Source organism: Streptomyces sp. NPDC024632 (genome assembly GCF_055559175.1).
This window is the reverse complement of record NZ_JBVHLD010000003.1, coordinates 86,006-110,925: the sequence shown is the minus strand read 5'-3', so window position 1 is coordinate 110,925 and position 24,920 is coordinate 86,006. Positions and strand designations below refer to the sequence as shown.

31 protein-coding genes, 1 other RNA gene and 1 pseudogene are annotated in these 24,920 nt (G+C 71.4%); 24 read left to right on the top strand and 9 right to left on the bottom strand.

The window, feature by feature from the left end; genetic code table 11:
- Positions 1-6 precede the first annotated feature (6 nt).
- From ACZ37P_RS07775 to ACZ37P_RS07765, 3 genes are read right to left on the bottom strand one after another with little or no spacing between them, the layout of a single operon-like run.
- Positions 7-1,374 (bottom strand): sensor histidine kinase, encoded by a 1,368-nt coding sequence (locus ACZ37P_RS07775; RefSeq protein ID WP_467345494.1) that lies wholly within the window; start codon positions 1,372-1,374, stop codon positions 7-9.
- Positions 1,371-2,102 carry an ABC transporter permease gene (locus ACZ37P_RS07770; RefSeq protein WP_355345344.1) on the bottom strand — a complete coding sequence of 244 codons (732 nt, stop codon included), beginning with the start codon at positions 2,100-2,102 and terminating at the stop codon, positions 1,371-1,373. Before ACZ37P_RS07770 ends, ACZ37P_RS07775 begins: the two co-directional genes overlap by 4 nt.
- Positions 2,099-3,142, bottom strand: a complete 1,044-nt coding sequence (locus ACZ37P_RS07765) for an ABC transporter ATP-binding protein (RefSeq protein WP_401715187.1) — start codon at positions 3,140-3,142, stop codon at positions 2,099-2,101. Before ACZ37P_RS07765 ends, ACZ37P_RS07770 begins: the two co-directional genes overlap by 4 nt.
- A 286-nt stretch (positions 3,143-3,428) precedes the next feature.
- On the opposite strand from ACZ37P_RS07765, the gene ACZ37P_RS07760 reads away from it, so the two are divergent.
- The 3 genes from ACZ37P_RS07760 to ACZ37P_RS07750 all read left to right on the top strand — a co-directional run bounded on the left by ACZ37P_RS07760 (position 3,429) and on the right by ACZ37P_RS07750 (position 6,463).
- Entirely contained in the window at positions 3,429-4,304 is an 876-nt protein-coding gene (locus ACZ37P_RS07760; protein WP_401715185.1) for a MaoC/PaaZ C-terminal domain-containing protein, read from the top strand.
- A gap of 120 nt (positions 4,305-4,424) precedes the next feature.
- A complete protein-coding gene (locus tag ACZ37P_RS07755; RefSeq protein WP_355345335.1) occupies positions 4,425-5,510 on the top strand; it encodes a Zn-dependent alcohol dehydrogenase in 1,086 nt (361 codons plus the stop codon).
- A 14-nt stretch (positions 5,511-5,524) separates the two neighbouring features.
- A complete protein-coding gene (locus tag ACZ37P_RS07750; protein ID WP_401304179.1) occupies positions 5,525-6,463 on the top strand; it encodes a 3-oxoacyl-ACP reductase in 939 nt (312 codons plus the stop codon).
- A gap of 411 nt (positions 6,464-6,874) precedes the next feature.
- Here the strand turns inward: ACZ37P_RS07750 and ACZ37P_RS07745 are convergent, their stop codons facing one another.
- Positions 6,875-8,344 (bottom strand): MFS transporter, encoded by a 1,470-nt coding sequence (locus tag ACZ37P_RS07745; RefSeq protein WP_401304176.1) that lies wholly within the window; start codon positions 8,342-8,344, stop codon positions 6,875-6,877.
- 157 nt (positions 8,345-8,501) lie between these two features.
- Here ACZ37P_RS07745 and ACZ37P_RS07740 point away from each other — a divergent pair, with 157 nt between their 5' ends.
- Positions 8,502-9,155 (top strand): TetR/AcrR family transcriptional regulator, encoded by a 654-nt coding sequence (locus ACZ37P_RS07740; protein ID WP_355345326.1) that lies wholly within the window; start codon positions 8,502-8,504, stop codon positions 9,153-9,155.
- An 848-nt stretch (positions 9,156-10,003) separates the two neighbouring features.
- Here ACZ37P_RS07740 and ACZ37P_RS07735 read toward each other — a convergent pair.
- On the bottom strand, positions 10,004-11,389 hold the full coding sequence (locus ACZ37P_RS07735) for a hypothetical protein (protein WP_467345491.1): 1,386 nt from the start codon (positions 11,387-11,389) through the stop codon (positions 10,004-10,006).
- A 326-nt stretch (positions 11,390-11,715) separates the two neighbouring features.
- Here ACZ37P_RS07735 and ACZ37P_RS07730 point away from each other — a divergent pair, with 326 nt between their 5' ends.
- The 3 genes and pseudogenes from ACZ37P_RS07730 to ACZ37P_RS07720 form a co-directional block, all read left to right on the top strand.
- A complete protein-coding gene (locus tag ACZ37P_RS07730) occupies positions 11,716-12,639 on the top strand; it encodes a Nif3-like dinuclear metal center hexameric protein (RefSeq protein ID WP_467345490.1) in 924 nt (307 codons plus the stop codon).
- The gene (locus ACZ37P_RS07725; protein ID WP_355345447.1) at positions 12,636-13,379 is read left to right on the top strand and encodes a zinc ribbon domain-containing protein; all 744 of its coding nucleotides are present in this window, start codon (positions 12,636-12,638) and stop codon (positions 13,377-13,379) included. Before ACZ37P_RS07730 ends, ACZ37P_RS07725 begins: the two co-directional genes overlap by 4 nt.
- 20 nt (positions 13,380-13,399) lie before the next feature.
- Positions 13,400-14,077 (top strand): annotated as a pseudogene (locus ACZ37P_RS07720) (histidine phosphatase family protein); the annotation flags it as partial.
- 76 nt (positions 14,078-14,153) lie between these two features.
- Here the strand turns inward: ACZ37P_RS07720 and eda are convergent.
- Both eda and yaaA read right to left on the bottom strand, forming a co-directional pair.
- The gene (gene eda / locus ACZ37P_RS07715; RefSeq protein ID WP_467345489.1) at positions 14,154-14,771 is read right to left on the bottom strand and encodes a bifunctional 4-hydroxy-2-oxoglutarate aldolase/2-dehydro-3-deoxy-phosphogluconate aldolase; all 618 of its coding nucleotides are present in this window, start codon (positions 14,769-14,771) and stop codon (positions 14,154-14,156) included.
- Positions 14,772-14,864: 93 nt separating this feature from the next.
- On the bottom strand, positions 14,865-15,650 hold the full coding sequence (gene yaaA, locus ACZ37P_RS07710) for a peroxide stress protein YaaA (RefSeq protein WP_355345317.1): 786 nt from the start codon (positions 15,648-15,650) through the stop codon (positions 14,865-14,867).
- A 254-nt stretch (positions 15,651-15,904) separates the two neighbouring features.
- Here yaaA and rnpB point away from each other — a divergent pair.
- An RNA gene (gene rnpB / locus ACZ37P_RS07705) (RNase P RNA component class A) lies at positions 15,905-16,310 on the top strand.
- Positions 16,311-16,405: 95 nt separating this feature from the next.
- Here rnpB and ACZ37P_RS07700 read toward each other — a convergent pair.
- Both ACZ37P_RS07700 and ACZ37P_RS07695 read right to left on the bottom strand, forming a co-directional pair.
- Complete coding sequence (locus ACZ37P_RS07700) at positions 16,406-17,737, bottom strand: tyrosine-type recombinase/integrase (protein WP_467345487.1); 1,332 nt, start codon at positions 17,735-17,737, stop codon at positions 16,406-16,408.
- Positions 17,738-18,140: 403 nt separating this feature from the next.
- Complete coding sequence (locus ACZ37P_RS07695; RefSeq protein WP_467345485.1) at positions 18,141-18,614, bottom strand: hypothetical protein; 474 nt, start codon at positions 18,612-18,614, stop codon at positions 18,141-18,143.
- Between the two features lie 505 nt (positions 18,615-19,119).
- On the opposite strand from ACZ37P_RS07695, the gene ACZ37P_RS07690 reads away from it, so the two are divergent.
- From ACZ37P_RS07690 to ACZ37P_RS07615, 16 genes are all read left to right on the top strand, one after another.
- Positions 19,120-19,461 (top strand): helix-turn-helix transcriptional regulator, encoded by a 342-nt coding sequence (locus ACZ37P_RS07690; RefSeq protein ID WP_355345305.1) that lies wholly within the window; start codon positions 19,120-19,122, stop codon positions 19,459-19,461.
- Between the two features lie 72 nt (positions 19,462-19,533).
- A complete protein-coding gene (locus ACZ37P_RS07685; protein ID WP_467345483.1) occupies positions 19,534-19,899 on the top strand; it encodes a hypothetical protein in 366 nt (121 codons plus the stop codon).
- Positions 19,896-20,198 carry a BRO-N domain-containing protein gene (locus ACZ37P_RS07680; protein WP_467345481.1) on the top strand — a complete coding sequence of 101 codons (303 nt, stop codon included), beginning with the start codon at positions 19,896-19,898 and terminating at the stop codon, positions 20,196-20,198. The genes ACZ37P_RS07685 and ACZ37P_RS07680 overlap by 4 nt, the downstream gene beginning before the upstream one ends.
- The gene (locus tag ACZ37P_RS07675; RefSeq protein ID WP_467345480.1) at positions 20,195-20,377 is read left to right on the top strand and encodes a hypothetical protein; all 183 of its coding nucleotides are present in this window, start codon (positions 20,195-20,197) and stop codon (positions 20,375-20,377) included. The genes ACZ37P_RS07680 and ACZ37P_RS07675 overlap by 4 nt, the downstream gene beginning before the upstream one ends.
- Positions 20,374-20,682 (top strand): hypothetical protein, encoded by a 309-nt coding sequence (locus ACZ37P_RS07670; protein WP_467345479.1) that lies wholly within the window; start codon positions 20,374-20,376, stop codon positions 20,680-20,682. The genes ACZ37P_RS07675 and ACZ37P_RS07670 overlap by 4 nt, the downstream gene beginning before the upstream one ends.
- Positions 20,679-21,182 carry a hypothetical protein gene (locus tag ACZ37P_RS07665; RefSeq protein WP_467345477.1) on the top strand — a complete coding sequence of 168 codons (504 nt, stop codon included), beginning with the start codon at positions 20,679-20,681 and terminating at the stop codon, positions 21,180-21,182. Before ACZ37P_RS07670 ends, ACZ37P_RS07665 begins: the two co-directional genes overlap by 4 nt.
- Positions 21,179-21,526 carry a hypothetical protein gene (locus tag ACZ37P_RS07660; RefSeq protein WP_467345475.1) on the top strand — a complete coding sequence of 116 codons (348 nt, stop codon included), beginning with the start codon at positions 21,179-21,181 and terminating at the stop codon, positions 21,524-21,526. Before ACZ37P_RS07665 ends, ACZ37P_RS07660 begins: the two co-directional genes overlap by 4 nt.
- The gene (locus ACZ37P_RS07655) at positions 21,526-21,795 is read left to right on the top strand and encodes a hypothetical protein (RefSeq protein ID WP_467345474.1); all 270 of its coding nucleotides are present in this window, start codon (positions 21,526-21,528) and stop codon (positions 21,793-21,795) included. The genes ACZ37P_RS07660 and ACZ37P_RS07655 overlap by 1 nt, the downstream gene beginning before the upstream one ends.
- On the top strand, positions 21,792-22,313 hold the full coding sequence (locus ACZ37P_RS07650) for a hypothetical protein (RefSeq protein WP_467345472.1): 522 nt from the start codon (positions 21,792-21,794) through the stop codon (positions 22,311-22,313). The genes ACZ37P_RS07655 and ACZ37P_RS07650 overlap by 4 nt, the downstream gene beginning before the upstream one ends.
- Positions 22,310-22,717, top strand: coding sequence for a hypothetical protein (locus tag ACZ37P_RS07645; protein ID WP_467345471.1), 408 nt, complete (start codon positions 22,310-22,312; stop codon positions 22,715-22,717). The genes ACZ37P_RS07650 and ACZ37P_RS07645 overlap by 4 nt, the downstream gene beginning before the upstream one ends.
- Positions 22,717-23,046: a hypothetical protein gene (locus tag ACZ37P_RS07640; RefSeq protein ID WP_467345470.1), complete on the top strand. Its 330-nt coding sequence runs from the start codon at positions 22,717-22,719 to the stop codon at positions 23,044-23,046. Before ACZ37P_RS07645 ends, ACZ37P_RS07640 begins: the two co-directional genes overlap by 1 nt.
- The gene (locus tag ACZ37P_RS07635) at positions 23,046-23,435 is read left to right on the top strand and encodes a hypothetical protein (RefSeq protein ID WP_467345468.1); all 390 of its coding nucleotides are present in this window, start codon (positions 23,046-23,048) and stop codon (positions 23,433-23,435) included. The genes ACZ37P_RS07640 and ACZ37P_RS07635 overlap by 1 nt, the downstream gene beginning before the upstream one ends.
- Entirely contained in the window at positions 23,432-23,695 is a 264-nt protein-coding gene (locus ACZ37P_RS07630) for a hypothetical protein (protein ID WP_467345467.1), read from the top strand. The genes ACZ37P_RS07635 and ACZ37P_RS07630 overlap by 4 nt, the downstream gene beginning before the upstream one ends.
- A complete protein-coding gene (locus ACZ37P_RS07625; protein WP_467345466.1) occupies positions 23,692-24,006 on the top strand; it encodes a hypothetical protein in 315 nt (104 codons plus the stop codon). Before ACZ37P_RS07630 ends, ACZ37P_RS07625 begins: the two co-directional genes overlap by 4 nt.
- The gene (locus ACZ37P_RS07620) at positions 24,003-24,575 is read left to right on the top strand and encodes a hypothetical protein (protein WP_467345464.1); all 573 of its coding nucleotides are present in this window, start codon (positions 24,003-24,005) and stop codon (positions 24,573-24,575) included. The genes ACZ37P_RS07625 and ACZ37P_RS07620 overlap by 4 nt, the downstream gene beginning before the upstream one ends.
- Entirely contained in the window at positions 24,572-24,757 is a 186-nt protein-coding gene (locus ACZ37P_RS07615; RefSeq protein WP_467345462.1) for a hypothetical protein, read from the top strand. Before ACZ37P_RS07620 ends, ACZ37P_RS07615 begins: the two co-directional genes overlap by 4 nt.
- Positions 24,758-24,920 lie beyond the last annotated feature (163 nt).

Below are 24,920 nucleotides of genomic sequence, written 5' to 3'. Positions count from 1 at the left end.
GGCCGGTCAGCGCGCCGACACGGCGTGACCGGCCGGGGTCGCGTCCTCCTCCACCGGGAGGGCGGCCGTCAGGCGGAAGCCGCCGTCGGCGGCCGGGCCCGAGGTGAGGGAGCCGCCGGCGGCGGCGAGGCGTTCGGTCAGGCCGCGCAGGCCGGTACCGGTGCGGGTCCTGGTGTCGCCGTCCTGACCGGACGGCGGCGGACAGGACCCGCGGCCGTTGTCGCTGATGGTCAGATGGGCCCGGCCGCGCCCGGTGGCGAGTTCGATACGGGTCAGCGTCGCGCCGCTGTGCCGGACGACGTTGGTGACGCCCTCGCGGACGACCCAGCCGAGCAGCGCCTCGGTCTGCGGGGGCAGGGGCGGGCCCGACTCCTGGACCACGACCTCGATGTCGGAGGCGGTCAGGACGGACCGGGCCCGGTCGAGTTCGGTGGACAGGCTGCCCTCGCGGTAGCCGGTGACGGCCTCGCGGATCTCGGTGAGCGCCTGGCGGCCGACCGCCTCGATGTCGGCGACCTGGGCGAGCGCCGCGTCGATGTCGCGCGGCGCGATCCGGCGCGCGGCCTCGGACTTCACCACGACCACCGACAGGGTGTGCCCGAGCAGGTCGTGCAGGTCGCGTGAGAACCGCATCCGCTCCTGGGCGACCGCGCTGCGCGCCAGCTCCTGCCGGGTCTCCCTGAGCTGGGCGACGGCGTAGGAGAGCGTGATGATCACCGAGACGACCAGGCCGGACAGGAAGGTGCCGTACGCCAGGCCCGCCGTGCCCCAGAAGCCCTGGCCGTGCGTGCTCGCGGTGACTCCGGCGGTCGCGCTCAGCGGCGTCAGCATCAGGCCGAGGCCGCGGCGGGTGGAGGCCACGGCCCCGACGCTCAGCGAGACCAGCGTGTACAGCAGCAGGAAATTCCCGCCGTAGGCGATGGCCAGCGTGGCCGTACAGACGGCCAGCGCACCCAGCAGACGGTACGGGACCGGCCCCCCGCGCCACCGCTCGTGGAAAGCCGAACGGACCGTGAACACGTACAGGAGGCAGAACAGCGCGAGGCCGCAGCCCGCGAGCCAGGGGGCGGGGACCTGGCCCTGGGCGATGTCGGTGCCGGGGCCGATGACCATCAGCAGCCAGGGGTAGAGCGCGTTGCCGTCGGGAGACTTGATGTGCTCGATCTCGCGGGCGAAGTCGTGCGGTGTGCCGCGCCGCCACCAGGCCCTGCCGCACGGCTTGTCCGTGCTCTCGACCGGGTGGTCCGCCCCGCCGGCCGGGCGGTCGGTCACGCCGTCGGCCATGCCGTTGTTCGCCGTCATGGCGGTCACCGTCCCCGTTCGGTACGCGCTGTACGTGTCCCGGCGGGAGGTCGCCTGCCGCGTCGTCGTCATGCGGTCCGCGCACCCCGCCGGTAGGAGAGGACGGCGTAACCGGCGAAGACGACCAGCCATCCGCCGAGCACGGCCACCGTACCCGCGCCGGGCGCGTGCCGGTCAAGCACGCTCCAGCCGAGCTGGCCGAAGCGCTGGGCGGGCGTCCACTGGGAGATCCGGGCGAGCCAGCGCGGGAAGGCGTCGACCGGAATCCACAGGCCGCCGACGATCGACAGGCCCATCATGCAGGCCATGCTCGTGACGCCGGTGGTCTGCGCGGTCAGCCCGTAGCCGTTGCCGAGGCCGAGCAGGGTGAAGGGGATCGTGCCCACCCACAGCAGCAGGGCGGTGGCGACCCACTGCCACGCGGCCAGGTGCACGCCGTTCACCAGCGCCCCGGCCAGCAGGACGGCGCAGATCGCGGGCAGGACGGTCACCCCGGCGGTCAGCGCCCGGCCGACCACCACACGGAACGGGCTGAGCGGCGTGACGCGGAGCTGCCGCAGCCAGCCCAGACCCTTGTCCTCGGCGACGCCGGTCCCGATGCCCATCGACGCGCCGAGCGCGCCGTACGCCGCCATGCCGACCATGTAGTACCGCGCGTAGTCGATCTTGTCCTGGCCGTCGCCGCCGACCCCGAGGTTGGTGAAGAGCAGGTACATCAGCACGGGCATGGCGAAGCCCATGACGATGAAGCCGGGGTCGCGCAGGGCGCGCCGGACTTCGAGCTTCACGTACTCGGTCATCGGACGGCTTCCTTCTGGAGGGGGTGGGCGGGGGTGGAGTGCGGCGCCGGGGATTCGGCGGCCGGGGTCCCGGTCGCCGGGTGAGGTGCGGTCAGGGTCAGGAAGGCGTCCTCCAGGCTGGCCGGGACGACCTCCAGACGGCGGACGCGGTCGCTCGCCGCGAGGGCGACGACGGTGGCGTCGGAGTCGGAGGTACGCAGCAGGGCCCGGTCGCCGCGGATCTCGACGGCGGTCACACCGGGCAGCGTGCGCAGGCCCGCGGAGCCGGACCCGGCGAGGTCGAACGAGACGAGCGTGCCGCCGACGGCCTGCTTGATCTGCTCGCCGGTGCCGTCGGCGACGGTACGGCCCTGGTCGATCACCAGGATGCGGTCGGCGTGCTCGTCGGCCTCCTCCAGGTAGTGCGTGGAGAACAGCACGGTGTTGCCGCGCGCCGCGTAACCGCGCATCGACCGCCAGAACACCCGCCGCGCCTCCACGTCGAGGGCGGCCGTCGGCTCGTCCAGCACGATCAGCTCGGGGTTGCCCGCGACGGCCAGAGCGAAGCGGAGCCGTTGCGTCTGGCCGCCGGACAGCTTGTCCACGCGGCGGGCCGCCAGCTCCGTGATCCCGGCCAGCGACAGCGCCTCGGCGACGGGCATCGGCCGCGGATACGTGGCCGCCACGAACGTCACCAGCTCCTTGACGGTGGCGCGCGGGATCGGCCGCCCGTCCTGGAGCATCGCGCCGACCCGCCCGGCCCTGACCGCCTCCTGCGGCGGGCCGCCGAACAGCCGCACCTCGCCCGCGTCCGGCCGGTCCAGGCCGAGCAGCAGGCTGATGGTGGTCGACTTCCCGGCTCCGTTACGGCCGAGCAGTGCCATCGTGCCGCCGCGCGCGATCTCCAGGTCGATCCCGGCCACGGCCCTGACCGGTCCGAAGCTCTTGTGGACGGCGGTGAAGCGGACGGCGGGCGAGGTGTCGGGCCGGGCGCCGGACGAGGTGTCGGACGAGGTGTCGGGCGGGGTGCCGGGCCGGGGCGTGGACGGGGTTTTCTCCATGGCCACGACGCTACGGAGGGGGGAGGGGCGGCGGGCAGAGGGGAATGTCCGCAGGGGGGCAGGACAAATGTCACGGGTGCGGTGCCCCGGCGGGCGGGGCGGCCGGGAATCCGCCGCGTCGGCGGGCGGGAAGGGCCGGGAATCCCTCCAGCTGACGATGTGTCAGCTCTTCTCACTTCCTGGGCTTTGCGTTATACAGGGGCCATCTCTAGAACACGTTCTAGCCAGCGCCCCGGAAGTACCCGTCACCGGAAGTAGCCGCCACCGGAAGTGCCCCGGAGGGACCATGCCTATCGACGTCGCCAAGGCCCTCGCGGCCGAGCCGCGCCGCACCGAAATCGCCTGGAACCACAAGGACGTTCTCCTCTACCACCTGGGGATCGGCGCCGGGCGCCCGGCCACCGACGCGGACGAACTGCGCTACACGCTGGAGAGCCGGCTGCACGTCCTGCCGAGCTTCGCCACCGTCGCGGGCGGCGGGCCCGGCTCGGTGGACGGCTCGATCGGCCCCGGCATCGACGTGGACCTCGCCGCCGTCCTGCACGGCGGCCAACGCCTCGTACTCCACCGGCCGTTGCCGGTGAGCGGCCATGCCGTACGGACCGGATCGGTCGCCGCCGTCTACGACAAGGGCAAGGCCGCCGTCATCGTGCTGCGCTCCGAAGTGGCCGACGACGAAGGCCCGTTGTGGTCCTCCGACAACGAGATCTTCGTCCGCGGCGAAGGCGGCTTCGGCGGCGAACGCGGTCCCTCCCGCCGTCCGGAACCGCCAACCCGCGCGCCCGACAAGGCCGTTGACGTACCCGTCCGCGAGGACCAGGCGCTGCTCTACCGGCTGTCGGGCGACTGGAACCCGCTGCACGCCGACCCCGAATTCGCCGCCACCGCCGGATTCGACCGCCCGATCCTGCACGGACTGTGCTCGTACGGCGCCACGCTCAAGGCCGTCACCGACACGCTGCTCGGCGGCGACGTCGCCCGGATCCGTTCGTACGCGACACGCTTCGCGGGCGTCGTCTACCCCGGCGAGACGCTGCGGGTACGGATGTGGGCGGACGGGGACGGCGGCGGCGCGGGCTCCGGCCGGATCGTGGCCGCGGTGTCGGCCGTGGAGCGGGACGAGGCGCCGGTCCTGGCGGACACCGTCATCGAGCACACCTGAGCCCGTGGGGCACACCGGGCCGCGCGCCCGGCGGCTCTCGGCTCAGCAGCTTTCGGCCCGGTCGTCGGCCGGGCCTCCGTAGCGACCACCGTCTTCGCACCATCCGAGGGGAGCCGTACCGTGCGCGCAGCCATCCAGCAGGAGACCGGCCAGGACAAGCTCGAAGTCGTCGACGACATCGAGACCGCGGGCTTCGGGCCCGGCAAGGTACGTATCCGCGTCAAGGCCACCGGACTGTGCCACTCCGACCTGTCCGCGATGAGCGGCGTCCTGCCGCAGCCCGCGCCCTTCGTGCCGGGCCACGAGGGCGCGGGCGAGGTCGCCGAGGTCGGCGAGGGCGTCACGTCCGTCACGGCGGGCGACCGCGTCCTGGTCTGCTGGCTGCCCGCGTGCGGCGAGTGCGCGTCCTGCAAGCGCGGCCAGACCGAGCTGTGCATCGCCGGATTCCTCAACGCGGGCACCGCCAACTACCGCCGCCCCGGCGCCGCTTCACCCGACGTCTTCGGTTTCGCCGGGACCGGCACCTTCGCCGAGGAGGTCGTGGTCGACGCCAGGTGCGCGGTGCCGATCCCCGACGACGTGCCGTACGAGATCGCCGCGCTGATCGGCTGCGGGGTCACCACCGGTATCGGCGCCGCCCTCAACACCGCCCAGGTGGAGGCGGGTTCGTCGGTCGCCGTGATCGGCTGCGGCGGCGTCGGGATCAGCGTCATCCAGGGCGCGCGGGCCTCGGGCGCCGCCGAGATCGTCGCCGTCGACCCGGTCGAGTCCCGCCGCGAGGCCGCCGTCCGCTTCGGCGCCACCGAGTCCGTCGACCCCGACGGCCTCGCCGATGCCAAGAACCGGCTCACCGCGGGCGAGGGCTTCGACTACGTCTTCGAGGTGGTCGGCAAGTCCGCGACGGCGCGCGCCGCGTACGACGCCACCCGGCGTGGCGGCACCCTGTGCATCGTCGGCGCGGGCGCCATGGACGACAACCTCCAGATCAACATGTTCGAGCTGTTCTTCGACGAGAAGCGCATCCTGCCGTCCCTCTACGGCGGCGGTGACGTCCTGCGCTCCTACGACCGCGTCATCCGGCTCTGGCGCGCCGGGCGCATCGACCTCGAAGGGCTGATCACGCACCGCGTGCGCCTGGAGGACATCAACGAGGCGATCGACCAGATGCGGACGGGCGTCGCGCTGCGTACGAGCATCACGATCTGATGGGGGATCAGCCAATGCCGAACGGTGAACTCCCGCTCGCCGGGCGGACCGCCGTCGTCACCGGGGCCGGGCGCGGACTCGGGCGCGCCGAAGCGCTCGAACTCGCCCGGCTCGGGGCGCACGTCGTCGTCAACGACTTCGGCCAGCCCGGCCGTGACGGCTCCGGCGCCTCCTCCGCCACCCCGGCGCAGGAGGTCGTCGCCGAGATCGCCGCCGCCGGCGGCAGCGCCGTCGCCCATCACGGCGATGTCGCCGACCACGAACAGGCGTCGGAACTCGTCCAGTTGGCCGTCGAGCACAACGGGCAGCTCGACATCCTCGTCAACAACGCCGGGATTCTCCGCGACCGCATGGTCTTCTCCATGACCGAGGACGAGTGGGACTCCGTCATCCGGGTGCACCTCAAAGGCCACTTCAACACCATTCGGTTCGCCGCCGCGCATTGGCGCTCGCGCGCCAAGTCCTCCGGGGCTCCGGTCTTCGGGCGCATCGTCAACACCGCGTCCGAGGCGTTTCTCGCCGGGTCGGCCGGACAGCCGAATTACGCCGCCGCCAAGGGGGGCATCGTCGGGCTCACGACGTCCACGGCGGAGGCGCTTCGGCGGTACGGGGTCACCGCCAACGCCATTTGTCCGCGGGCGCGGACGCGGATGACTCTTGATGTGTTCGGCTCTGCCGAGCCCGGGGGGCTCGATCCGCTGGCTCCCGAGCATGTCGCTCCGCTGGTCGGGTACCTTGCCGGGCCCGCTGCCGCGGGGGTGTCCGGGCAGGTCTTCGTTGTGCACGGGGGGATGGTGGCCGTTCTGCAACGGCCGGTGGTGGCGGCGCGGTTCGAGACGGCGAAGTCGGTGTTTTCGTATGGGGAGCTTGATGGGGTGTTGACGCCGTATTTCGAAGGGGGGGAGCGGGGGTCTTTCGCTGCCGTTGAGGTGTTGGGGCTGCGCCGCTCGTAGCTTTTCTTTGCCCACCCGCCCGCCCACCCGTGCGGGTGTTTTCTTCGTCTGCGGGTGCCGGTTGTGCCTGGTCGGTGCCGGTCCGGGGTACCTCCTCGAAATCCGTCTCACCTGGTCCTGGGGATTCGGTGCCGTTCCTGTTGACGTATTTCTGCGGGGGCACCCCGGCCCGTCCCCTCCGGGTACGTCGGCGTCCGCCTGTCCGGTGGGGGTTGCGGAGGGGGGTGGGTGGGCTGGGGTGCGGGGGCGGCCGACGGTCCGCTGCGGTGCCAGGGCGGGGGTGGGTGGGCTGGTGTACGTCGGCGTCCGGCCGCCGGTGGGGTGGGTGGGGGGTCGGCTCGGGTGCGTCGGCGTTCGACGGGCCGCTGTGGTGCTGGTTGCTGCCGGTTGCTACCGGTAGGGGGCTGGGGGTCAGGCGGGGGAATCGGTGGGGGGGTCTTCGAGGGTGTGGGAGTTGGTGAGGGTGAGGGCGCCGCCGGCGGCGATGAGGCCGACGAGGAGGGAGAGGAGGGCGTAGGTGACGCGTTCGCCGTGGAAGAAGGAGGCGACGAGGTCGCTGCTCCAGGTGCCGGGCGGGAGTTGGGTGGTGACGAGGGCGGCGATGAGGGTGCCGACCATGGCGGTGCCGACGCTGGAGCCGACTTCTTGGGCGGTGTCGTTGAGGGCGGCGCCGATGGAGGTGCGGTTGCTGGGCATGGCGTCGACGAGGGCGACGGCGCAGATCGTCATGACGGTGCGCAGTCCGATGGTCATGATCACCATGCAGACGGCGATGGCGGCGTAGCCGTGGTCGACGCCCCAGGAGAGACCGGCGAGGGCGCCGGCCAGGCAGGCAGCGCCGACGAGGCAGGCGATGCGGTGGCCGAACCGGCGGGCGAGCCATTCGGACAAGGGGGTCGCGGCGAGCATGGTCACGATGATCGGCAGGTTGGCGAGTCCGGCGCGTACCGGGCTCCAGCCGTAGGCGTACTGGAAGTGGAGGATCAGCCCGAACATCACGCTGGCCATCGCGATGGACGTGCCGATCTGGGCGATGGCGGCGCCGCGGACGGTGCCGTTGGAGAAGAGGCTGAGGTCCAGCATGGGCGCCGGGGTGCCGCGCTCGTGGCGGACGAAGGCGATCGCGGCCACGACGGCGCCCGCGATCGACGCGAGAGTGATCGCGGAGAGCCAGCCGTGCTCGACGCCGCTGGTCAGGGAGTAGCAGGCGAGCCCGATGGCGGCGACGCTCAGGACGGCGCCCGGCAGGTCGAGCTTGTCGTGGGTCAGGTCCTCCGGCCGGTCGGCCGGGACGCCGAGCCGGACGCCGACGCACGCGATGACGGCGATGGGGGCGTTGACGACCAGCAGCCATTCCCAGCGCACATGCGCCAGCGCGGTGCCGCCGAGCAGCGGTCCGAGGACGAAGCCGGACATGCCCACGACGATCATCACCGTCATCGCGCGCATGCGCAGGGCCTTGTCGTCGAACAGCCGGAAGACCAGTGAGTTCGTGATCGGCGCCATCGCCGCGGCGGCGACGCCGAGCGCGGCCCGCAGGGCGATGAGTTGGCCCGCCGTGGTGACGAGGACGACGCACAGGCTCAGCGAGCCGAACACGGCGAGTCCGACCAGCAGCACCCGGCGGCGCCCGAGCCGGTCGGCCATCGACCCCGCCGTGAGCAGCAGGCCGCCGAAGGTCAACGAGTACGCCCCGGTGACCCACTGAAGCGCGGTCGTCCCGCTGCCGAGGTCGCGGCCGATCGTCGGCAGCGCGATCGACAGCAGCGTGTTGTCGACCATTTCGACGAAGAAGGCCAGGCAGAGGGCGGCCAGCGGAATCCACGCCGCGCTCAGGGACGGGTAGGTATGTGACGTTTTCTCAAGCGTGGGAGTGGTCATGGCAGTCCTCCAATCGAACGTCATTCGGTTATCGAACAACGTACGATCCGCTACGATAGAACAACGTTCGATACGACGCAAGATCGCGATGGGGATGTGAGCCATGGCACGCCTGCAAGACCGCTCGACCCAGGGACGCCGACGGGCTTCTCACTCGATGGAGTCCGTCCTCACGGAGGCCGTGGCCCTCCTGGACGAGGCCGGGGCGCCCGGCCTGACCTTCCGCGCCCTCGCGCAGCGCCTCGGCGGCGGCGTCGCCAGCATCTACTGGTACGTCGAGAGCAAGGACGAACTACTCGACCGGGCCACCGACCACGCGATGGGCGCGATCCTCGCCGACGTCGAGGCCCTTCCGCGGAGCGACGACCCGATCGACGACCTTCGCGCCATGGCCCTGCGCCTCTTCGACGCGATCGTCCGCCGGCCCTGGCTCGGCGCCTACTTCATGCGCAACACCGACGTGCAGGCCAACTCCCTGCTCGTCTACGAGAAGCTCGGCGAACAGACCCTCCGCCTCGACCTCACGGCCCGGCAGCGCTTCCACGCCGTCTCCGCGATCGTCGGCGTCGTCGTCGGCTCCGCCGTCGACCTCGGCCAGGAACCCCCGCCGGAAGTCCTCAACGGCGCCGTCAACCGCGACGAATTCCTCGGCCGCTTCGCCAAGACCTGGCGCGAACTCGACCCCGCCGACTTCCCCTTCGTCCACGAAATCGTCGACGAATTCGACGGCCACGACGACATCGACCAATTCCGCGCCGCCCTAGACCTCACCCTGACCGGCCTCCGCCTCCAAGCCAAAGCCAAAGCCTGAGTCGGCGACCTGAGTCGGCCCCGACCCCGAGCATCGAGGACGGCTCCCATAAGCCTGCGGCCCCCCACCCCCGGCCGCCGACGCACCCGAGCCCCCCTCCCGCCTACGCGGGCGGGTCGACGGCGGACAGGCGGAGCGGAGCCCACCCCCCTCCCGGCACCCCCACCGGACAGCAGGCCGCCGACGTACCGGAGCCCACCCACCCCCGTCCCGGCAGCACAGCGGACCGCCAGACGCCCCCGTACCGGAGCCCACCCACCCCCGCCCCGGCACCACAGTGGACCGTCGGCCGCCCCCGCACCTCAGCCCACCCACCCCCCTCCGCAACCCCCACCGGCAGGCGGACGCCGACGTACCGGAAGGGGACGGGCCGGGGTGCCCCCGCAGAAATACGTCAACAGGAACGGCACCGAATCCCCAGGACCAGGTGAGACGGATTTCGAGGAGGTACCCCGGACCGGCACCGACCAGGCACAAGCGGCACCCGCAGACGAAGAAAACACCCGCACGGGTGGGCGGGCGGGAAAGAAAAACCCGCTAATCGTCCGAAGGACGCCGATGCTTCCCCTGAGGCTGAGCCTCCCCCTCCTCAGAGGAAGAAGCAGGCCCCCGGTGGCGCCCCGAGCTGTCCCCGGACCCCCCGTGGTCGTGAGAGGAACGCGCGTCGGACGACATCTTCTTGAATCTCCCCGAAATCCCCGTGGAACAACGAACCGGCCTACGCCGAAAGCGCGCGAACAAACTCGACCCGGACTGCGGCGAAGCCGCCCCGCGGTGGTCACGCGGAGTGCCCGGATGCGCGGCTTCGGGTGAGTCTACTGGCGGGGCCGACGTCACGGTCATGGGGGTCACCCCGCCTTGGCGGCAGCCAGCGGCGCCTGCTGAAGCGGCAGCACCCGCCAGGGCAGCCGCGTCGGCGCGGGCAGAGCCGCACCGGAAGAGCCGAGGTCGGCGGAAGAGCCGCGGGCACCGGAAGAGCCGAGGCCGGCGGAAGAACCAGGCCCGGGCAGAGCGGCGGGCACCGCACCCCGCCCACGCCGGGACCCCGAAGCCCCGGCCGCAGGCCGCACCCGTGGCGCCTCGTACGGCGCCACCCCGCAAGGCCACTCCGGCACCGAACACGGCAGCCGCAGCAAGTCGTCGGCCCCCCAGTACCCCGTCGCCCCCAGCCACCCCGGAGGGGACGCCCGCCAGTGCAGCCGCCGCTCACCCGGCCGCCACAGCGCCAGTGACTCCGCCCCGCCCGGCGCCTCCGCGCGGAGCGCGACCACCGCCGCCTCGGGCATCAGGATCTGCCCCGGTTGCGCGGCGACCGGCGTGAGCAGGATGCCCGGCACCTGGAGCGCGTCGGGGAAACGTACCGGCCGACGGCTGCCGAGGACGCCCCAGCCGAGCCGCGCCTCCCCGGTGGCGTCGCTGCGCAGGAGCAGCAGCCCGCTGTCGGGTTCCGCGAGGACGAGCCGGTCGTCGCTGTCCTCGGTGATCTGGAGGAGCGGGCTGGCCTCGCCGAGTCGCAGGTCGACGGCGACGGCCTTGGTGCGGCCGGCGAGCGTACGGTCGACGGCGAGCAGCCGCCCCGTACGGTCGAGCCAGACGCCGCCGGTGCAGCGGCCGGGCACGCGCATGACGGCGACGGGCCCGTCCTTCCCGGCGCCGTACACCTGCCAGACGGTCGTGACCCCGTCCCCCTCAGCAGAGTCCCCCTCGCCGGAACCCCCATCGGCGGAGCCCCCCTCGCCAGAGCCCCCACCAGCGGAGCCCCTCTCGCCGGAACCCCCCTCGTACACGAGCGCGAAAGCCGCCCCGCCCAAGGGACACGGGGGAAGAAGCGTTACTGCATCCCCGCCGAGCGACCCGATCGGCACCTCCCCGGTACCTGCCCCCGCCGGATACAGCAGCGCCAGGTCGTGGCGGTCGGCGACCCGCCGCCGGATCAGGACGCGGCCGTCGGGCAGCGGTACGACCTGCGTCCCGGCCTCCTCCGGCTGGGCGCCGGGCAGCGGCACCGCGTACGGCTCGGGCCCGAGCGTCCACCGCTCGGGGAACCAGCCGCTGACGCCGCCCCCGCCGTACTCGTCCACGTCCCCGTCCCCCTCCGGCGCGGGTACGCGAGCCTCGGCGAGGCAGGCCGCGTACGACCCGTCCGCGGCGATCGTGAAGCCCGACCGGCGCAGTACGCGGACGGCCGGGGGGATCTCCATGGCACGGGCACTGGCATCTGTACTGGCGCTCATATGACTCACCCACCTCCGGCACAGGACCGTAGTTTTCATTTTTCCGGACGATCAACGCGACTCGGTGCGGTTCACACGTAAGAGTGCGGGTTTTCCCGTTCTGCTCCGCGTGGAGGGGCAGATGTGCTCCGCCCGGCGAGCGGTCGCGCTCCCCGCGGACATCGGATGCGCCCCGCGCGCCCTTGACTCACGGGTGCCGAATGGGTGCCGAACGGGTGCCGCACGGGCTACGAACGACCCCGCGCACCCGTTGTGGCACCCCCCGCCGCCCGCGGTCACGGCGTACGGCATCCGGCGGACACGGGCGGCCAGGTAACCTTCCTACCGTGCCCACACTGTCCGACGTCATCGCCGCGCTTGACGCCCTCTGGCCCCCGGAGCTGGCCGAGGCGTGGGACGCCGTCGGCCTGGTCTGCGGCGAGCCCGAGGCCGAGGTCGGACGCGTGCTGTTCGCCGTCGACCCGGTGCGGGAAGTCGTCGACGAGGCGGTACGGATCGGCGCGGACCTGCTGGTCACGCACCACCCGCTCTATCTGCGCGGTACGACGACGGTGGCGCCGACCGGCCCGGCCGGTTTCAAGGGCCGCGCCGTCCACGACCTGATCAGGAACGGGGTCGCGCTGCACGTCGCGCACACCAACGCCGACCGCGCCGACCCCGGCGTCTCGGACGCCCTGGCCGCCGCGCTCGGCCTGCGGATCACCGGCCCGCTCGTACCCGACCCCACCGACCCCGCGGGCCGCCGCGGCCTCGGCCGGATCGGCGAGACCGCCGCACCGCTGACGCTGACCGAATTCGCGCAGCGGGCGGCGCGAGGGCTGCCGCGTACCGCCACCGGGCTGCGGATCGCCGGCGACCCGCAGGCCACGGTCCGTACCGTCGCGGTCTGCGGCGGCTCGGGCGACAGCCTCTTCGCCGAGGTCCGCGCGGCGGGCGTCGACGCGTACGTCACCGCCGACCTGCGCCATCACCCGGTCTCCGAGGCGCGCGAGTCCGGCCCGCCCGCGTTGGTCGACGCCGCGCACTGGGCCACCGAGTGGCCGTGGTGCGAGCAGGCCGCCGCTCAGCTCGACGAGATCTCCGACCGGCACGGCTGGGCGCTGCGCACCCATGTCTCGTACGCGGTCACCGACCCGTGGACAGCGCACGCTGTCGCCCCGGAGCGCTCGGACACCCCGGAATTCCGGGGCGGCCGGGAACTCCCGCAATCCACTTCCCGCCCTTCCAGCCGCACAGGAGCCCCCCGCTGAACGCCGAGCCCGCCGACCAGATCCGACTTCTCGAAGTCCAGGCCCTCGATTCGCGTATCGCGCAACTCGACCACAAGCGCAAGACCCTGCCCGAGCACGCCGAGCTGGAGCGGCTCGGCGCCGACCTCGCGCAGCTCCGTGACCTGCTGGTCGCCGCGCAGACCGAGGAGAGCGACACCGCGCGCGAGCAGACCAAGGCCGAGCAGGACGTCGACCAGGTACGCCAGCGCTCCGCCCGCGACCAGCAGCGTCTGGACTCCGGCGCGGTCACCTCGCCGAAGGACCTGGAGAACCTCCAGCGCGAGATCACCTCGCTCGCCAAGCGGCAGGGCGACCTGGAGGACGTCGTGCTCGACGTCATGGAGCGCCGCGAGGGCGCCCAGGAGCGCGCCACGGAACTGGCCGCGCGCGTCGAGTCCGTCCAGGCCAAGGTCGCCGAGGCCGAGGCCCGCAAGTCCGCCGCCATCGAAAGCATCGACGCGGAGGGCTTCACGGCGGCCAAGGAGCGCGAGGTCATCGCCGGGACCGTGCCCGACGACCTGATCAAGCTGTACGACAAGCTCCGCGGGCAGCAGGGCGGCGTCGGCGCGGCGCGGCTCTACCAGAAGCGCTGCGAGGGCTGCCGCCTCGAACTCAACATCACCGAGCTGAACGAGGTCAGGGCCGCGCCCGCCAACACCGTCGTACGGTGCGAGAACTGCCGCCGGATTTTGGTGCGTACGGCCGAGTCCGGCCTGTAGTGGCGTTGGTTCACGAGGGTGCGGCGCCCGACATGGCGGCGCCCACCACCTTCGTCCTGCTGCGGCACGGCGAGACCGCGCTGACGGGGGAGAAGCGGTTCTCCGGGAGCGGCGGAAGCGATCCGTCGCTGTCGGCCGCCGGGCGGCGCCAGGCCGAACGGGCCGCGGCGGCGCTGGCCGTACGCGCCGAAGGGCCGGTGCGCGCCGAGGGGCGACTGAGTGAAGGCCACGGCATCGAGGCCGTCGTCAGCTCGCCGCTCGCCCGCTGCCGGGAGACCGCCCGGATCGCCGCCGACCGCCTCGGCCTGGACGTCCACCTCGAAGAGGGCCTGCGCGAAACGGACTTCGGGGCCTGGGACGGCCTCACCTTCGCCGAGGTACGGGACCGGCAGCCCGCCGAACTCACCGCCTGGCTCGGCTCACCCGATGTCCCGCCGCCCGGCGGCGAGAGCTTCACCGACGTCGCCGCCCGCGTCGCCGCGGCCCGCGACGCGCTGCTGACCTCCCACCGCGGCCGTACCGTACTGCTCGTCAGCCACGTCACCCCGATCAAGACGCTCGCGCGCCTCGCCCTGGACGCGCCGCCCGAAGCGCTCTTCCGCATGAACCTCGCCCCGGCGTCGCTCTCGGAGGTGGCGTACTACGCGGACGGCAACGCGTCGCTGCGGTCGCTGAACGAGACGGCCCACCTGCGGTGAACGGGCCTTTCCCGTACGGGCTTTCTCCGTGCGGGCCTTCCCCGTACGGGCTTTCTCCGTACGGCTGTTGAGGGCGTCAGCCCCGCAGCGCCGCCGCCTCGCGCGCCAGGCTCTCCACGAGATCCCACCGCCGGGACCGCACCGCGTCGCCCGGCACCATCCACGTACCGCCGACGCACCCCACGTTCGGCAGCGCCAGGTACTCGGGCGCGCGGGCCGCGTCGATGCCGCCCGTCGGACAGAAGCGGGCCCGGGGGAGCGGTGAGGCCAGGGAGCGGAGGTACGCGACGCCGCCCGCCGCCTCGGCGGGGAAGAACTTCATGTCGGTGACGCCGCGTTCGAGCAGCCCGAGCGCTTCCGAGGCGGTCGAGACGCCCGGCAGGAACGGCACGCCCGCGCCGCGCATCGCGTCGAGGAGGCGGTCCGTCCAGCCGGGGCTGACCAGGAAACAGGCCCCCGCGCCCACGGCCGCGTCCGTCAGCTCGGGCGTCAGCACCGTGCCCGCGCCGACCACCGCGCCGGGGACGCCGTCCGCGACGGCCCGGATCGCGTCCAGGGCGGCGGGCGTCCGCAGCGTGATCTCGATCGCGGGCAGCCCGCCCGCCACCAGCGCCCGCGCCAGCGGTACGGCGTCCGCCGCGTCCTCCAGGACGACCACAGGGATGACGGGGGCGAGGTCGAGCACGGAAGTCATGCCCGTCATCCTGCCTGGCGGGCGCCAGCGTGCGCAACGGCCGTTGCGCAGGGTGCAACGAGGGTCTTGCTCCGTACCGTCGCGCCGCGCGCCTCAGTGGATCTCGCGCACCAGGACGTCGAGCCGTCCCGTACCCGGCTGCTCCTCCACCGTGAAACCCAGCTTCCGCAGCGTTCGCGCGAGGCCCTTGGGGTCCTTCGGCCGGGCGCCGGACTCCAGCAGGGCGCGGACCAGACGGCCCTTGGTGGCCTTGTTGAAGTGGCTGACGACCGTCCGCTTCTCGACCCCGCCGACCACCGTCACCTGGAGCACGCGGACCGTCGCCGTACGCCCGGCGACCTCCCCGGCCGGCTTCCAGGCGCCCGCGTACGACGACGAGCGCAGGTCGAGCACCAGGCCGTCGCCCGCCTCGGCCGGCAGGACATCGGCCATCTGCCGCCGCCAGTACGCCGCCAGGCCGCCGACGCCGGGCAGCTTCACGCCCATCGAGCAGCGGTAGGAGGGGATGCGGTCGCCGAGCCGTACCGCGCCCCACAGCCCGGAGAACACCAGCAGCGACTCCTCGGCGCGGCGGCGCGCCGCCCGTCCGAGCGTCGCCAGGCCCAGCGCGTCGTACAGCACTCCGGTGTACAGCTCCGCCGCGGGCATCGCGGGCGCCGTCCGCAGCGCCGCGTTCTTGGCGACCTCGCCGCGCAGGCCGGGGCTGAGCCCCAGCACCTCCGCCGCCTTCTCCTCGTCGCCCGAGCACAGCTCCACCAGCTCGTCGAGGACCGTCGCCCGCGCCTCGTTCAGCCCCGGCAGCGACAGCGAGTCCAGCGCGACCGCGGCCCCCGTCCCTCCGGTGGCCTTCCCCTCGGACGGCGGCAACAGGACGAGCACGGCATCTCCTTCATACGGTTCTTGCGGTTCGTACGGTCCAGGCGGTCGTACGGTGCGCGGGGTCGTACGGCTCGCGCTCGGGCCGCCCGCGCCTGGTCGGGGGGCCCGCACCAGAGTAGGACCTGGGCGGGCCGCCCACGGGACCTGTCCGGCCGCGCCCGGCCGGACTGCCCCGGCGGGCGGCCGTACGCTCGCCGCCGACCCCGCGGTGCTCTTCGCCCCCGCGCAGCCACTACCATGGTCCACACGGCAGACGAGCCGAGCGGACGGCCGCGTGGAGCCCTTTCGGGGGCTTCCCGAGGAACGTCCGGGCTCCACAGGGCAGGGTGGTGGCTAACGGCCACCCGGGGTGACCCGCGGGACAGTGCCACAGAAAACAGACCGCCGGGGATCTCGGTCCCCGGTAAGGGTGAAACGGTGGTGTAAGAGACCACCAGCGTCCAGGGTGACCTGGACGGCTAGGTAAACCCCACCCGGAGCAAGGTCAAGAGGGCGTCGTAGCGATACGGCACCCGCGCGGACGTTCGAGGGCTGCCCGCCCGAGTCCGCGGGTAGACCGCACGAGGCCGGTGGCAACGCCGGCCCTAGATGGATGGCCGTCTCCCGGCCGGCCGCGAGGCCGCCCGGCGACAGAACCCGGCGTACAGCTCGACTCGTCTGCCGCCCCTAGTCCTGACCAGCAAAAAGGCCCTACTGGAGAAGATCCAGTAGGGCCCTGGGGAGAATCTGGGGAGAACAAGAACGGCTTGAGCCTTCTAAGGCACAGCTTCGGCTTCCTCGCCGGGGGCGGACTCCGCCTCACCCGACAGCCACCGGCCAAGAGCCTGGATGGCGCGCCGCCCGGACGGCATGAAGTGCACGTAAGTCCGGAGAGTGAATGCCGGATCGGAGTGCCCGAGCCAGGCGGCCAGTTGAGTGATTGTCTCACCCGCAGCCAGCACCACGCTAGCGAACGTATGCCGCAGCACGTGGAAGCCGTCCTCCCGCGGCATCTCCCACGCGATCCGCTTCCACGCCCGCCCGCTCCTGCCCATCACCATCTCGAAGGCCGGTGCAGGCAGCACCCCGGCGCGGACGAGGGCAGGCTTCCACTGCTTGTCGTCGAACGTCATCCGGTTCAGCGCCCCGCCGTTTTTCCCGGTGGTCCTGGAAGTGGTCACAAGGAGACGTACTGTCCGCTTCGGACGGGACTCCCAGGCGAGGCTCGGCCGGTCCGGGTCCACCCAGGGCAGCGTCACCTCCACCGGCGGGAACCTGTCGGCGTGCGCCTTCACCGCGGCTGCCAGTTCCGGCGGGCACGGTGCGTCCCGCTCCTTGTTGCCCTTCGGCGGCGCGAACGCCAGCTTCCCGCGCACGACGATGATCTGCCGCGTCACGTGGATGACCTCACCCTCGATGTCGCCCGGGGCGAACCCGAACGCCTCGCCCTGCCGGAGTCCGGCTGCAACAGCGAGGTCGATCAGCACCTGGTACCGGTCTGCGACCTCGCGCCGGACGGCGGCTACCGTCTCGTGCTCCCACGCCTTCGCCTTGGACTTGGGCACCGCCGGGGCTTTGAAGTCCGGATCCCGGAACGGGTTGACGGGTATCCGCTTCGCCTTGTGTGCCGCCTGCATGATCGAGGAGAAGTGCCGCCACGCCACCACGAGGGTGCCCACATCGATGTCCTGCTCGGCGCGCGTCTGCCACGCCCGGATCTCGTCGAACCCGATGCGGTTCAGAGGCAGGTGGCCGACGTGCGGAAGGATGTGCTTGAAGACCCGCGACTCCATCGACTGCTTAGTCGTCGGCGGCTTCCGGAGGTGGGGCCACCAGTGAACGCGCACGTACTCGTCCAGGAGCATGGAGCCGTCACGCGGATCGTAGAAGACACCGCGGGTCGTATCCGTAGCCGCAGTCTTCAGCCAGTTCTTCGCCCCGCGCTCACCCTCAAGGTTCTCGAACGAGCGGTCACGCACGCCAGGGATCCCGGCCACCCGCCAGCGCTTCCCCTTGCCGTAGCGGTCCGTCCTCTCCCGCGTCGGCTTCTTCGTCTTAGGGTCGACGGGACCTTTGCGAAACCACCTGTCCTCGATGTACCCCGCCACGGCGGCCTCCCTCGCTCTCAGGCGAGTTCATCGAGATGATGTCGCCTCGCCACAACTGGAACCACTGGCCGCCAGCCAGCATGGCTGCGGTGGCCGAGTTGAGGGCGGCGACACCCTCGGGGACGAAGAGCCCGCGGGCCAGACGGTAGACCACGTCGCCGCGGCGCTCGGCCACCTCGACGGGCATCTCTGGGTCAAGGTCGTCGACTACGTACCGGATGGACAGCATGCGCAACCCCCCAACTTCACTTCTGAGACGCCGGGGCGGCTGGGTCAAGGCTGGCCGACGTCGTGAAGAACTTGTGCGGATGAGGCAACTTACTGCCTCCGCAATGGTCGCACAACGGTCGGATGTAGAGCCATTCGTGACACTTAATCAGATCATCTGCCAGACGGTCACGCGCTACTCGTCGTCCGGTTCCCGCTCCGAAGCCTCGATCATGCGGCGCCACCTGCGGCGGGCGGCAGGATCCATCCCGGCCAGGTGGGCAACGATGATGCGTGTCTCCTCGTCGTAACCCGCGAGTTCCGTGGTGCGGTAGTCCATGTACTGCTCGGCCGCGGCGCGCTGAACGAGTCTGAGGGGTTTTGCAAGGCCGGCGGCGATGGCGCGCAGACGTGCTTCGGTTGGCGGGGTCGTCACGTTGTTAGCTGCGAGCTTCTGGAAGTAGGGCTTCGACAGGGGCTCGGCGGCTTCCTGGGACTGGTCCGCCATCTTCTGGAAGCTCACGCCGGAGTCGTTGACCTCGCGGACGAGGCGGCTCAGGGGGTCGCGGTCCATAGACCTGACGTCCTCCGGTAGGGCGCTGGGGGGCGTGTTGCGGTTGAGGTTGGGGGCTGGGGCCTCCATGCCGCCGTCCTTTCGCGTCTCATCCACACCGACCGTCTCTCATGTGATTCGCCGCGACTCTACAAATAGCAGGTCAGGGCGTACAACCGTTTCGCTGTAAAGACGATTCGTCTACGGGTCGATGGTAGCGATCCGGTGTCGCCAGGGATACAGCAGATCTGGTCGGTCGAATCTGTAGACGCGACGGTTCTAGTGTGATTCGATACTCACATCGAGAGCCGAAACGTTCCGATGGAGAACCGCTTGAGAGTCCGATACGAACTCCGCGACCGAGAGATGCTCCGCAAGCTCATGGAGCACCCCGGGCGGGGGGTCCCGCACAGTACGCGCACCGTCGCTACGGCCGTTGACTGCCATCACTCGCTGATCGGCAGGCTCCTCGACGGCACCCAGGAGACATGTGACATGGAAACCGCACACCGCATCGCGGAGGCCGTTGGTGTCGCTGTGCTGGTCCTTTTCGCGCCCCCTGCGTCTCCCAAGTGAACCAAAGCGGCTACCGATCAGTACCCCCCACGTGAAGGAGAACCCAGTGCCCGTCACCCAGACGCAGAAGCCCCCGCCGGGCTTCGTGTTCATCGAGGACTACGAAGACGAGGACGGAAACGTCACCCCGGGCGTCGCTTCCCGCCTCGGCATCAGCGTCAGCACCTACAAGAAGTGGCGGTTGGCCAAAAAGGGACCGAAGACGTTCCGCCACGGCAAGCGCGTCATGGCCCGAGAGTCCGTGGTCGACGCCTGGCTTGCCGGACTCGGAGAGAGCGACGGGGATGCGGCGGACGAAACCGCCGCGCACGACGCTCGCCCGCCGGAGCCGCGCGTAGGCCGTCAGCGCCGCGCACGCCACGACGACGCGGACGCCAACGCCGCTTAGCCCCCCGGGCCGCCGCCGGTTTCTTCCCGGTCCCCGGCAACGGCCCTCGTGCACCACCCCACCCACAAGCAGATGAAAGAGGCGGCACACGTGTCTCCCATTCTCCCTGACCAGCCGGATGAGCTGGTCTCCACTGATCGTCTGTCTCCGGAGCGGCTGGCTGAGATCAAGAGCCTGCTGAGTACCGGGTCGTCCATCTCGTTCCACTCGGCTCGCGCGAAGGAGTCGATGCTGCTCCTGGTCGCCGAGGTCGAGGCTCTCAACGCGGAGCGCGACAGGACCGAGGCCCAGGTCCGTGAGGCCGTTGCCCAGGATTTCATCCGGCAGTGCAAAGCGTCCGACCGTCTGACCTGGGGTCACGCGGTCGACATTGCCCGCGACGGCCTGTGCTCGTGCAGTGGCGGCATCAAGCCCTGCGACATGGGCGGTGCTCTGTGACGACGCCGGTTGTGTTCGACGTGCAGGGCTCCCACATCCGCTTCGGCCAGACCGAGGACGGCACCCCCTACGCCGTGGCCGCCGACTTCGCGAAGTCCATGGGCTACCGCGACGCCGCCAATGCGTTGCGCATCCTCGACGAGGACGAGAGGGGTACTCAGACCGTGAGTACCCCTGGCGGTCCCCAACAGATGTCCGTCATCTACGAGGACGGCATGTGGGAGCTGATCTTCCGCTGGTTCCCCTCGTTGTCCGCGAACTGGTTCCCGTCCGCTACCCCCACTGGTGGTGTGCGATGACTGCTGACCTGACGTCGACGGCCCGCCTGGATTCTCCGGTGGCTGAGGTGACGACTCTGGTGGACCGTCTGCGGTTGTCGTTGCCGCTGGATGATCCGGACCGTCACGACCTGGACCCGCTGGACGACGCGTTCGCGCACCTCGCGCCCGGCTACCCGGTCTCGGGCGGTGCGGCATGAGCAGCTTCAACGCGACGTTCTTCCTGTCGCCGCACGCCTATGCCCGGGGGAACGGGGCGCCGAATCCGGTGCTCTACGTGTACCCGGACGGTGGCCACACCGGGAGCATCAACCTCCAAATCAGCGACCGCATGTCACTGGACGAGCGCGTGAAGGTCGCCGAGGCGATCCTGAGCGGCGCGCAGCGGTTCCGTGACGAGGTCGTCGCCGACGCCGATCGGCGTCGCACGGCCGAGGAGGAACTGGCTGAGGCCCGCGCGGAGATCGCCCGTCTCAAGGGCGACGCCGAGGACGGTGCGGAGTGAGCGCCCCGCTGAGCCCGGAGCGGCTCGCTGAGATCCGCGCCCTGATCGATGGTGCGCCCGCCGCTACGGACGAGCTGCTCGTGAGCGTGTCCGAGCAGGTCCGTGACCGCCGAGAGCACGACCACAGCAGCACCGCCGACTGGGATTGGTTCTGCCTGAACGCGTCGGGCTGGCTCGGCGACCGGATGCCGGTCGTGCTGTCACGCCTGCTGGACGCGGAGGCCGAGGTCGAGCGGCTTAGGGCGCTGCTGCACGACGTGCAGCGGATCGCCCGTACCCGCATCGCGGAGGCCAAGGGCCGGATCGCCGAGTTGGAGGCGGTGGCGGATGCCGCCGATCCGACGGCCACCATTCGTGCCACGGTCCGCGACTTCGACTTCAGCAACTACGGCCTGGATGACGTCGACCCCCGCAGCGAGTACGCCGAGTGGGTTGGTGACCTCGCTTCCGCTATCGCGGGTGCGATCAGCGCAACCGCCGAGGCGGGTGGTCCCCGGTGACCAGTCTCTTCATGGACCGCGACGGTGAGGTCTGGCGCGGGTACGGCACGGATGCCTCGTCGGGTGAACTGCTGCTGGCGTGCGACGAACCGCGGAACGTGGGCGACCGCGGCACGGGTCCGTCGTTCCCCTGGACGGCCCGCACGGTCGCCATGTGGTTCGGGCCGCTGGCCGAGGTGACGGCGGAGGACGCGGAGCAGGCGCAGTTGGCCGCAGTGGATGCGGCGCTGCACGAGGTGTACGGGCTGGACGATGCCACGTGGACGCCGGTGCAGACCGCCGACTACCTGGCGCGCATCGACGGCGTGCATGCCCGGTTCCGCCCGGCGGGGAGGGCCGCCTGATGGACGTGTTCGAGATTGCCCAGGCCCGGTCCCGGAGATCGGAGGACCCGACGGCGTTCATGTGCGGGTTCTTCCGTGGTCTGCACCCGCCTGGGGATGTGGATACGGCCCGCGAGGTGAGCCGGTTGACGAAGGCGGGGGAGGCTCCGCTCGCTGCCGGGTTCCTGGAGGGGCTGGCTGCGGCGAACGCTGCCGCTGGTCTGCCGACCACGAGCGCGGACCCGTTCTGGCGCCGCAACCTGCTGAGCAAGCGGCGGGTGACGGCATGAGCGCCGATCAGCACGCCGACTACATCATCGCCTGCCTCCGCGAGGCCGGGGCCATGTACCCGGACGACGCGGTCGGGTTCCTCGCCGAGCACGACGCGCACCGCCGCGCCGAGGTGCTGCGGGAGGCTGGTGGCGTCGCCGACGAACTCATCACACGCCTCGACCGGACTGGTGACGACGACGCCTTCACGAAGGCCGACGCCTACCGGGCGTACAGCGACCGCCTCCACGAGATCGCCGACACCGGCGCACCCGCCCCCTCCACCGGGCAGGACGACACCAGCACGGCCCCGGACTTCTTCCAGCCCGACCACACGTACACCTGCGCCGGGTGGACCTTCCGCTGTGACGCGGTGACCACGCACCCGGAGACGGGTGCCCGCACGGCACTCGGCTGGACGTCCGTGCGTGACAGCGGCTGGACGACGCACAGCCACGACGAAGCCCATTGGACTGACGGCGACTGGACCGACACCACCACCCCCTCCACGACGCCCGAGGAGGGCTACCACTCATGACCGTTACCCGTACTTCCGCTGAGATCTTTGCTCGCGCCCAGGCCGCCGACGACATGTTCGGCTGGGCGCAGGAAGTTCTCCTGAACTACTGCGACTACGAGACAGTGCTGCCACTCCTCAATGACGGAGTGACCGCCGAGGAATGGGCGAAGGTCGCCAGCGACCCGGCGAAGGTCGGTGAGGCGGCCCGCAAGTACCACCTCCTCGCCCTCGGCAAGATCGCCGCAGAGCGGGGCATCTCCGCCGAGCGGTCCGTGATCAAGCTGCGTGAGTTCGCGTGGCTGATGGGCCGCGACGACGTGATCGACGCCATGGATGCCGCGCCGTACCCGGAGTACGGGGCCCCGAAGGTCGCCGTATTCGGGCAGCTCATGGGCTACGCCACCGAGACGGCGGGTGCGTGATGACCGACCTCAACGAACTGCGGATGGCCGCGACTCGCGCGCTGCGGCAGATGAACAACCCCGACCAGCCCCTGCGTTGGCGACAGGTCTTCACCGACACCGAGATGGAGACCGGCCTCGCGCTCGTCTGCACCGCTGCGGGTGCCGACGACCTGCACCCCGTATTCGAGCTGGAGACCGGCACCGGCCGCGACGAGGACGCCGTGTACGACTGCTGCCCGCAGCCGTGGATCGAGACCGGGTCCGTGATCGTGGCCGCGTACATGGTGGCGCTACTGAACGCGGACGCTCCGCACGCTCTGGCCGCCACCGAGACGGCGGGTGTGTGATGAGCCGCAGCTTGAAGTGGGTGCGCCGCAACTACAACGTGCCCGCTTTCACCGGTCTGACGGTCACGTACCAGGGTCAGCCTGCCGTCGTCATGGGCGGCCACCGCCAGTACGTGCGGGTCCTCCCGGAGGGCAAGAAGCGCGCCGCCGTGGTCCACCCACTGGACCTGACGTACCCGAACGTGCCGCTGCCGACCCGGCCGCGCGGCTGGTGCTGGCACTGCCTGGAGGAGCGCTCCCTGCGCCTGGACGGCACGGTCGTCCGCCACCTCCGCAACGGCCACGAGCACTTCCCCGTCGTACAGCGCCTGTGCCCCGGTGCCCTCGACACCCCGTGGGCCGTCTGCTCCTGGACCATTCCCGCCGCGACCGAGGAGGCCGCCGCATGAGCAGCTTGAGCGAGCCGTTGCTCGCGGACATGACCCCGCAGACATGCCGGGCCGGTACGCACGCGGACTGGGCGGTCGACTCGGAGCACGGCCACGCCTGCCCCTGGTGCCGCATCGCGGAGCTGGAGGCGAAGCTCCACGCGATCGGGATGATGCGGACGTGGCGGCTGGAGAACGGCAAGAAGTTCGTCTACGTCGAGGACGTTGCCGGAATCCTGTTCGACCTCGCACCCGAGGGCGTACCGGGTGGTCTCCGGTGATCGCCCTGCTGGGGGTCCTTGGCCTGATCGTCGTGGCCGTGGTGGTCGGCGTCCTGTGGGCGGCGGGGTCGCCGTGCCCGGCCTGCGACCAGCCCGCCATGGACTGCCGCTGCCCCGTTCATGCGGGGGAGCGGGCCGAGCTCGCGCTCCTTGCGGGCGGTGCCGACCCGGACTTCGTCGCCACCCAGGCCGCCGGATACGGCGAAACCGCCGACGAATGGGCTACCCGCACCGGCACACAACCCACCCGGCACCAGCGCCCCGCTGCCATCAGCCTGCCGCTGCCCACGCCCCACAAGGAGGCGTCATGACCACAATCGCCCAACACGCGGCAACGGACAACGCGGGACACGGCCTCCGCGCTTGGCTCCGGCGTCACCTCCAGCCCAGCGCCGACGGCAGCCGCCTCCAAACCGCAGCCGAGATCGAGCGCCTGCAACTGCTTCTGAAGCGGGCGGAGGCCACGGACATCGGGGCCCTGGAGCACGAGCTGACGCAGAAGGTGCTCCAGCTCGCTGGTGCCGACGAACTGATCAAGGGCCAGCGCCTCATCATCCAGGAGCTGAACGCCCAGCTTGCCCAGGCGGCAGCCGACCACGTCGATCAGAGCGTATGGGAGAAGCAGCTCACCGAGGCCGCCAAGGAGAACGACCGGCTGACGGCGGAGAACCGCAAGCTGCGGTCCAAAATCCAGAACCTGGGCTCCATCGACGTGGCGCCGATGCACCGCGACACGACGATGCCGGAGCCGGTCGCACCGCTGTACGAGCGGACCCTCACCGACCTCGGGTACCCGCGCGACCCGGAGCCGGACGGGGAGACCACCCAGCAGTTCCGGGTCAGCACCCTCGCGGAAGCCGCAGCCGGAGGCGCCCTGTGACTGTCGACGGCCTGCTGTACAACCCGACCATCCCGGACCCGGCGGTCGTCACGATCGACGGCCCCGAGTTCTACGCCACCGACTGGGCGGCGGGCCTCGACCCGATCAGCCGCCACATCCCCGGCTGCTACCTCGGCGACCTGGGCCTCCAGGACGCCTGCGCCTGCCAGCCCCCGCTGTAACCCACCCCCGCCCGCCTGGGGGTGGTGGTGTTGCCCCGACCCACCCCACGAACCACACCCCACACCGCCCCTCCTGGCGCCTCCCCCCTCGCGCCCCACCCCACCGTTACCCCCCCCCCGCCCTCCCCCACCACCCCGCCCCCCATCACCCACTGAACCGCTC

Coding starts and splice junctions, on each gene's coding strand:
- ACZ37P_RS07775 (WP_467345494.1), bottom strand. CDS start 1,374: ATGACGACGACGCGGCAGGCGACCTCCCGCCGGGACACGTACAGCGCG.
- ACZ37P_RS07770 (WP_355345344.1), bottom strand. CDS start 2,102: ATGACCGAGTACGTGAAGCTCGAAGTCCGGCGCGCCCTGCGCGACCCC.
- ACZ37P_RS07765 (WP_401715187.1), bottom strand. CDS start 3,142: ATGGAGAAAACCCCGTCCACGCCCCGGCCCGGCACCCCGCCCGACACC.
- ACZ37P_RS07760 (WP_401715185.1), top strand. CDS start 3,429: ATGCCTATCGACGTCGCCAAGGCCCTCGCGGCCGAGCCGCGCCGCACC.
- ACZ37P_RS07750 (WP_401304179.1), top strand. CDS start 5,525: ATGCCGAACGGTGAACTCCCGCTCGCCGGGCGGACCGCCGTCGTCACC.
- ACZ37P_RS07745 (WP_401304176.1), bottom strand. CDS start 8,344: ATGACCACTCCCACGCTTGAGAAAACGTCACATACCTACCCGTCCCTG.
- ACZ37P_RS07740 (WP_355345326.1), top strand. CDS start 8,502: ATGGAGTCCGTCCTCACGGAGGCCGTGGCCCTCCTGGACGAGGCCGGG.
- ACZ37P_RS07735 (WP_467345491.1), bottom strand. CDS start 11,389: ATGAGCGCCAGTACAGATGCCAGTGCCCGTGCCATGGAGATCCCCCCG.
- eda (WP_467345489.1), bottom strand. CDS start 14,771: ATGACTTCCGTGCTCGACCTCGCCCCCGTCATCCCTGTGGTCGTCCTG.
- ACZ37P_RS07685 (WP_467345483.1), top strand. CDS start 19,534: ATGAAAGAGGCGGCACACGTGTCTCCCATTCTCCCTGACCAGCCGGAT.
- ACZ37P_RS07675 (WP_467345480.1), top strand. CDS start 20,195: ATGACTGCTGACCTGACGTCGACGGCCCGCCTGGATTCTCCGGTGGCT.
- ACZ37P_RS07670 (WP_467345479.1), top strand. CDS start 20,374: ATGAGCAGCTTCAACGCGACGTTCTTCCTGTCGCCGCACGCCTATGCC.
- ACZ37P_RS07655 (WP_467345474.1), top strand. CDS start 21,526: ATGGACGTGTTCGAGATTGCCCAGGCCCGGTCCCGGAGATCGGAGGAC.
- ACZ37P_RS07650 (WP_467345472.1), top strand. CDS start 21,792: ATGAGCGCCGATCAGCACGCCGACTACATCATCGCCTGCCTCCGCGAG.
- ACZ37P_RS07645 (WP_467345471.1), top strand. CDS start 22,310: ATGACCGTTACCCGTACTTCCGCTGAGATCTTTGCTCGCGCCCAGGCC.
- ACZ37P_RS07640 (WP_467345470.1), top strand. CDS start 22,717: ATGACCGACCTCAACGAACTGCGGATGGCCGCGACTCGCGCGCTGCGG.
- ACZ37P_RS07635 (WP_467345468.1), top strand. CDS start 23,046: ATGAGCCGCAGCTTGAAGTGGGTGCGCCGCAACTACAACGTGCCCGCT.
- ACZ37P_RS07630 (WP_467345467.1), top strand. CDS start 23,432: ATGAGCAGCTTGAGCGAGCCGTTGCTCGCGGACATGACCCCGCAGACA.
- ACZ37P_RS07620 (WP_467345464.1), top strand. CDS start 24,003: ATGACCACAATCGCCCAACACGCGGCAACGGACAACGCGGGACACGGC.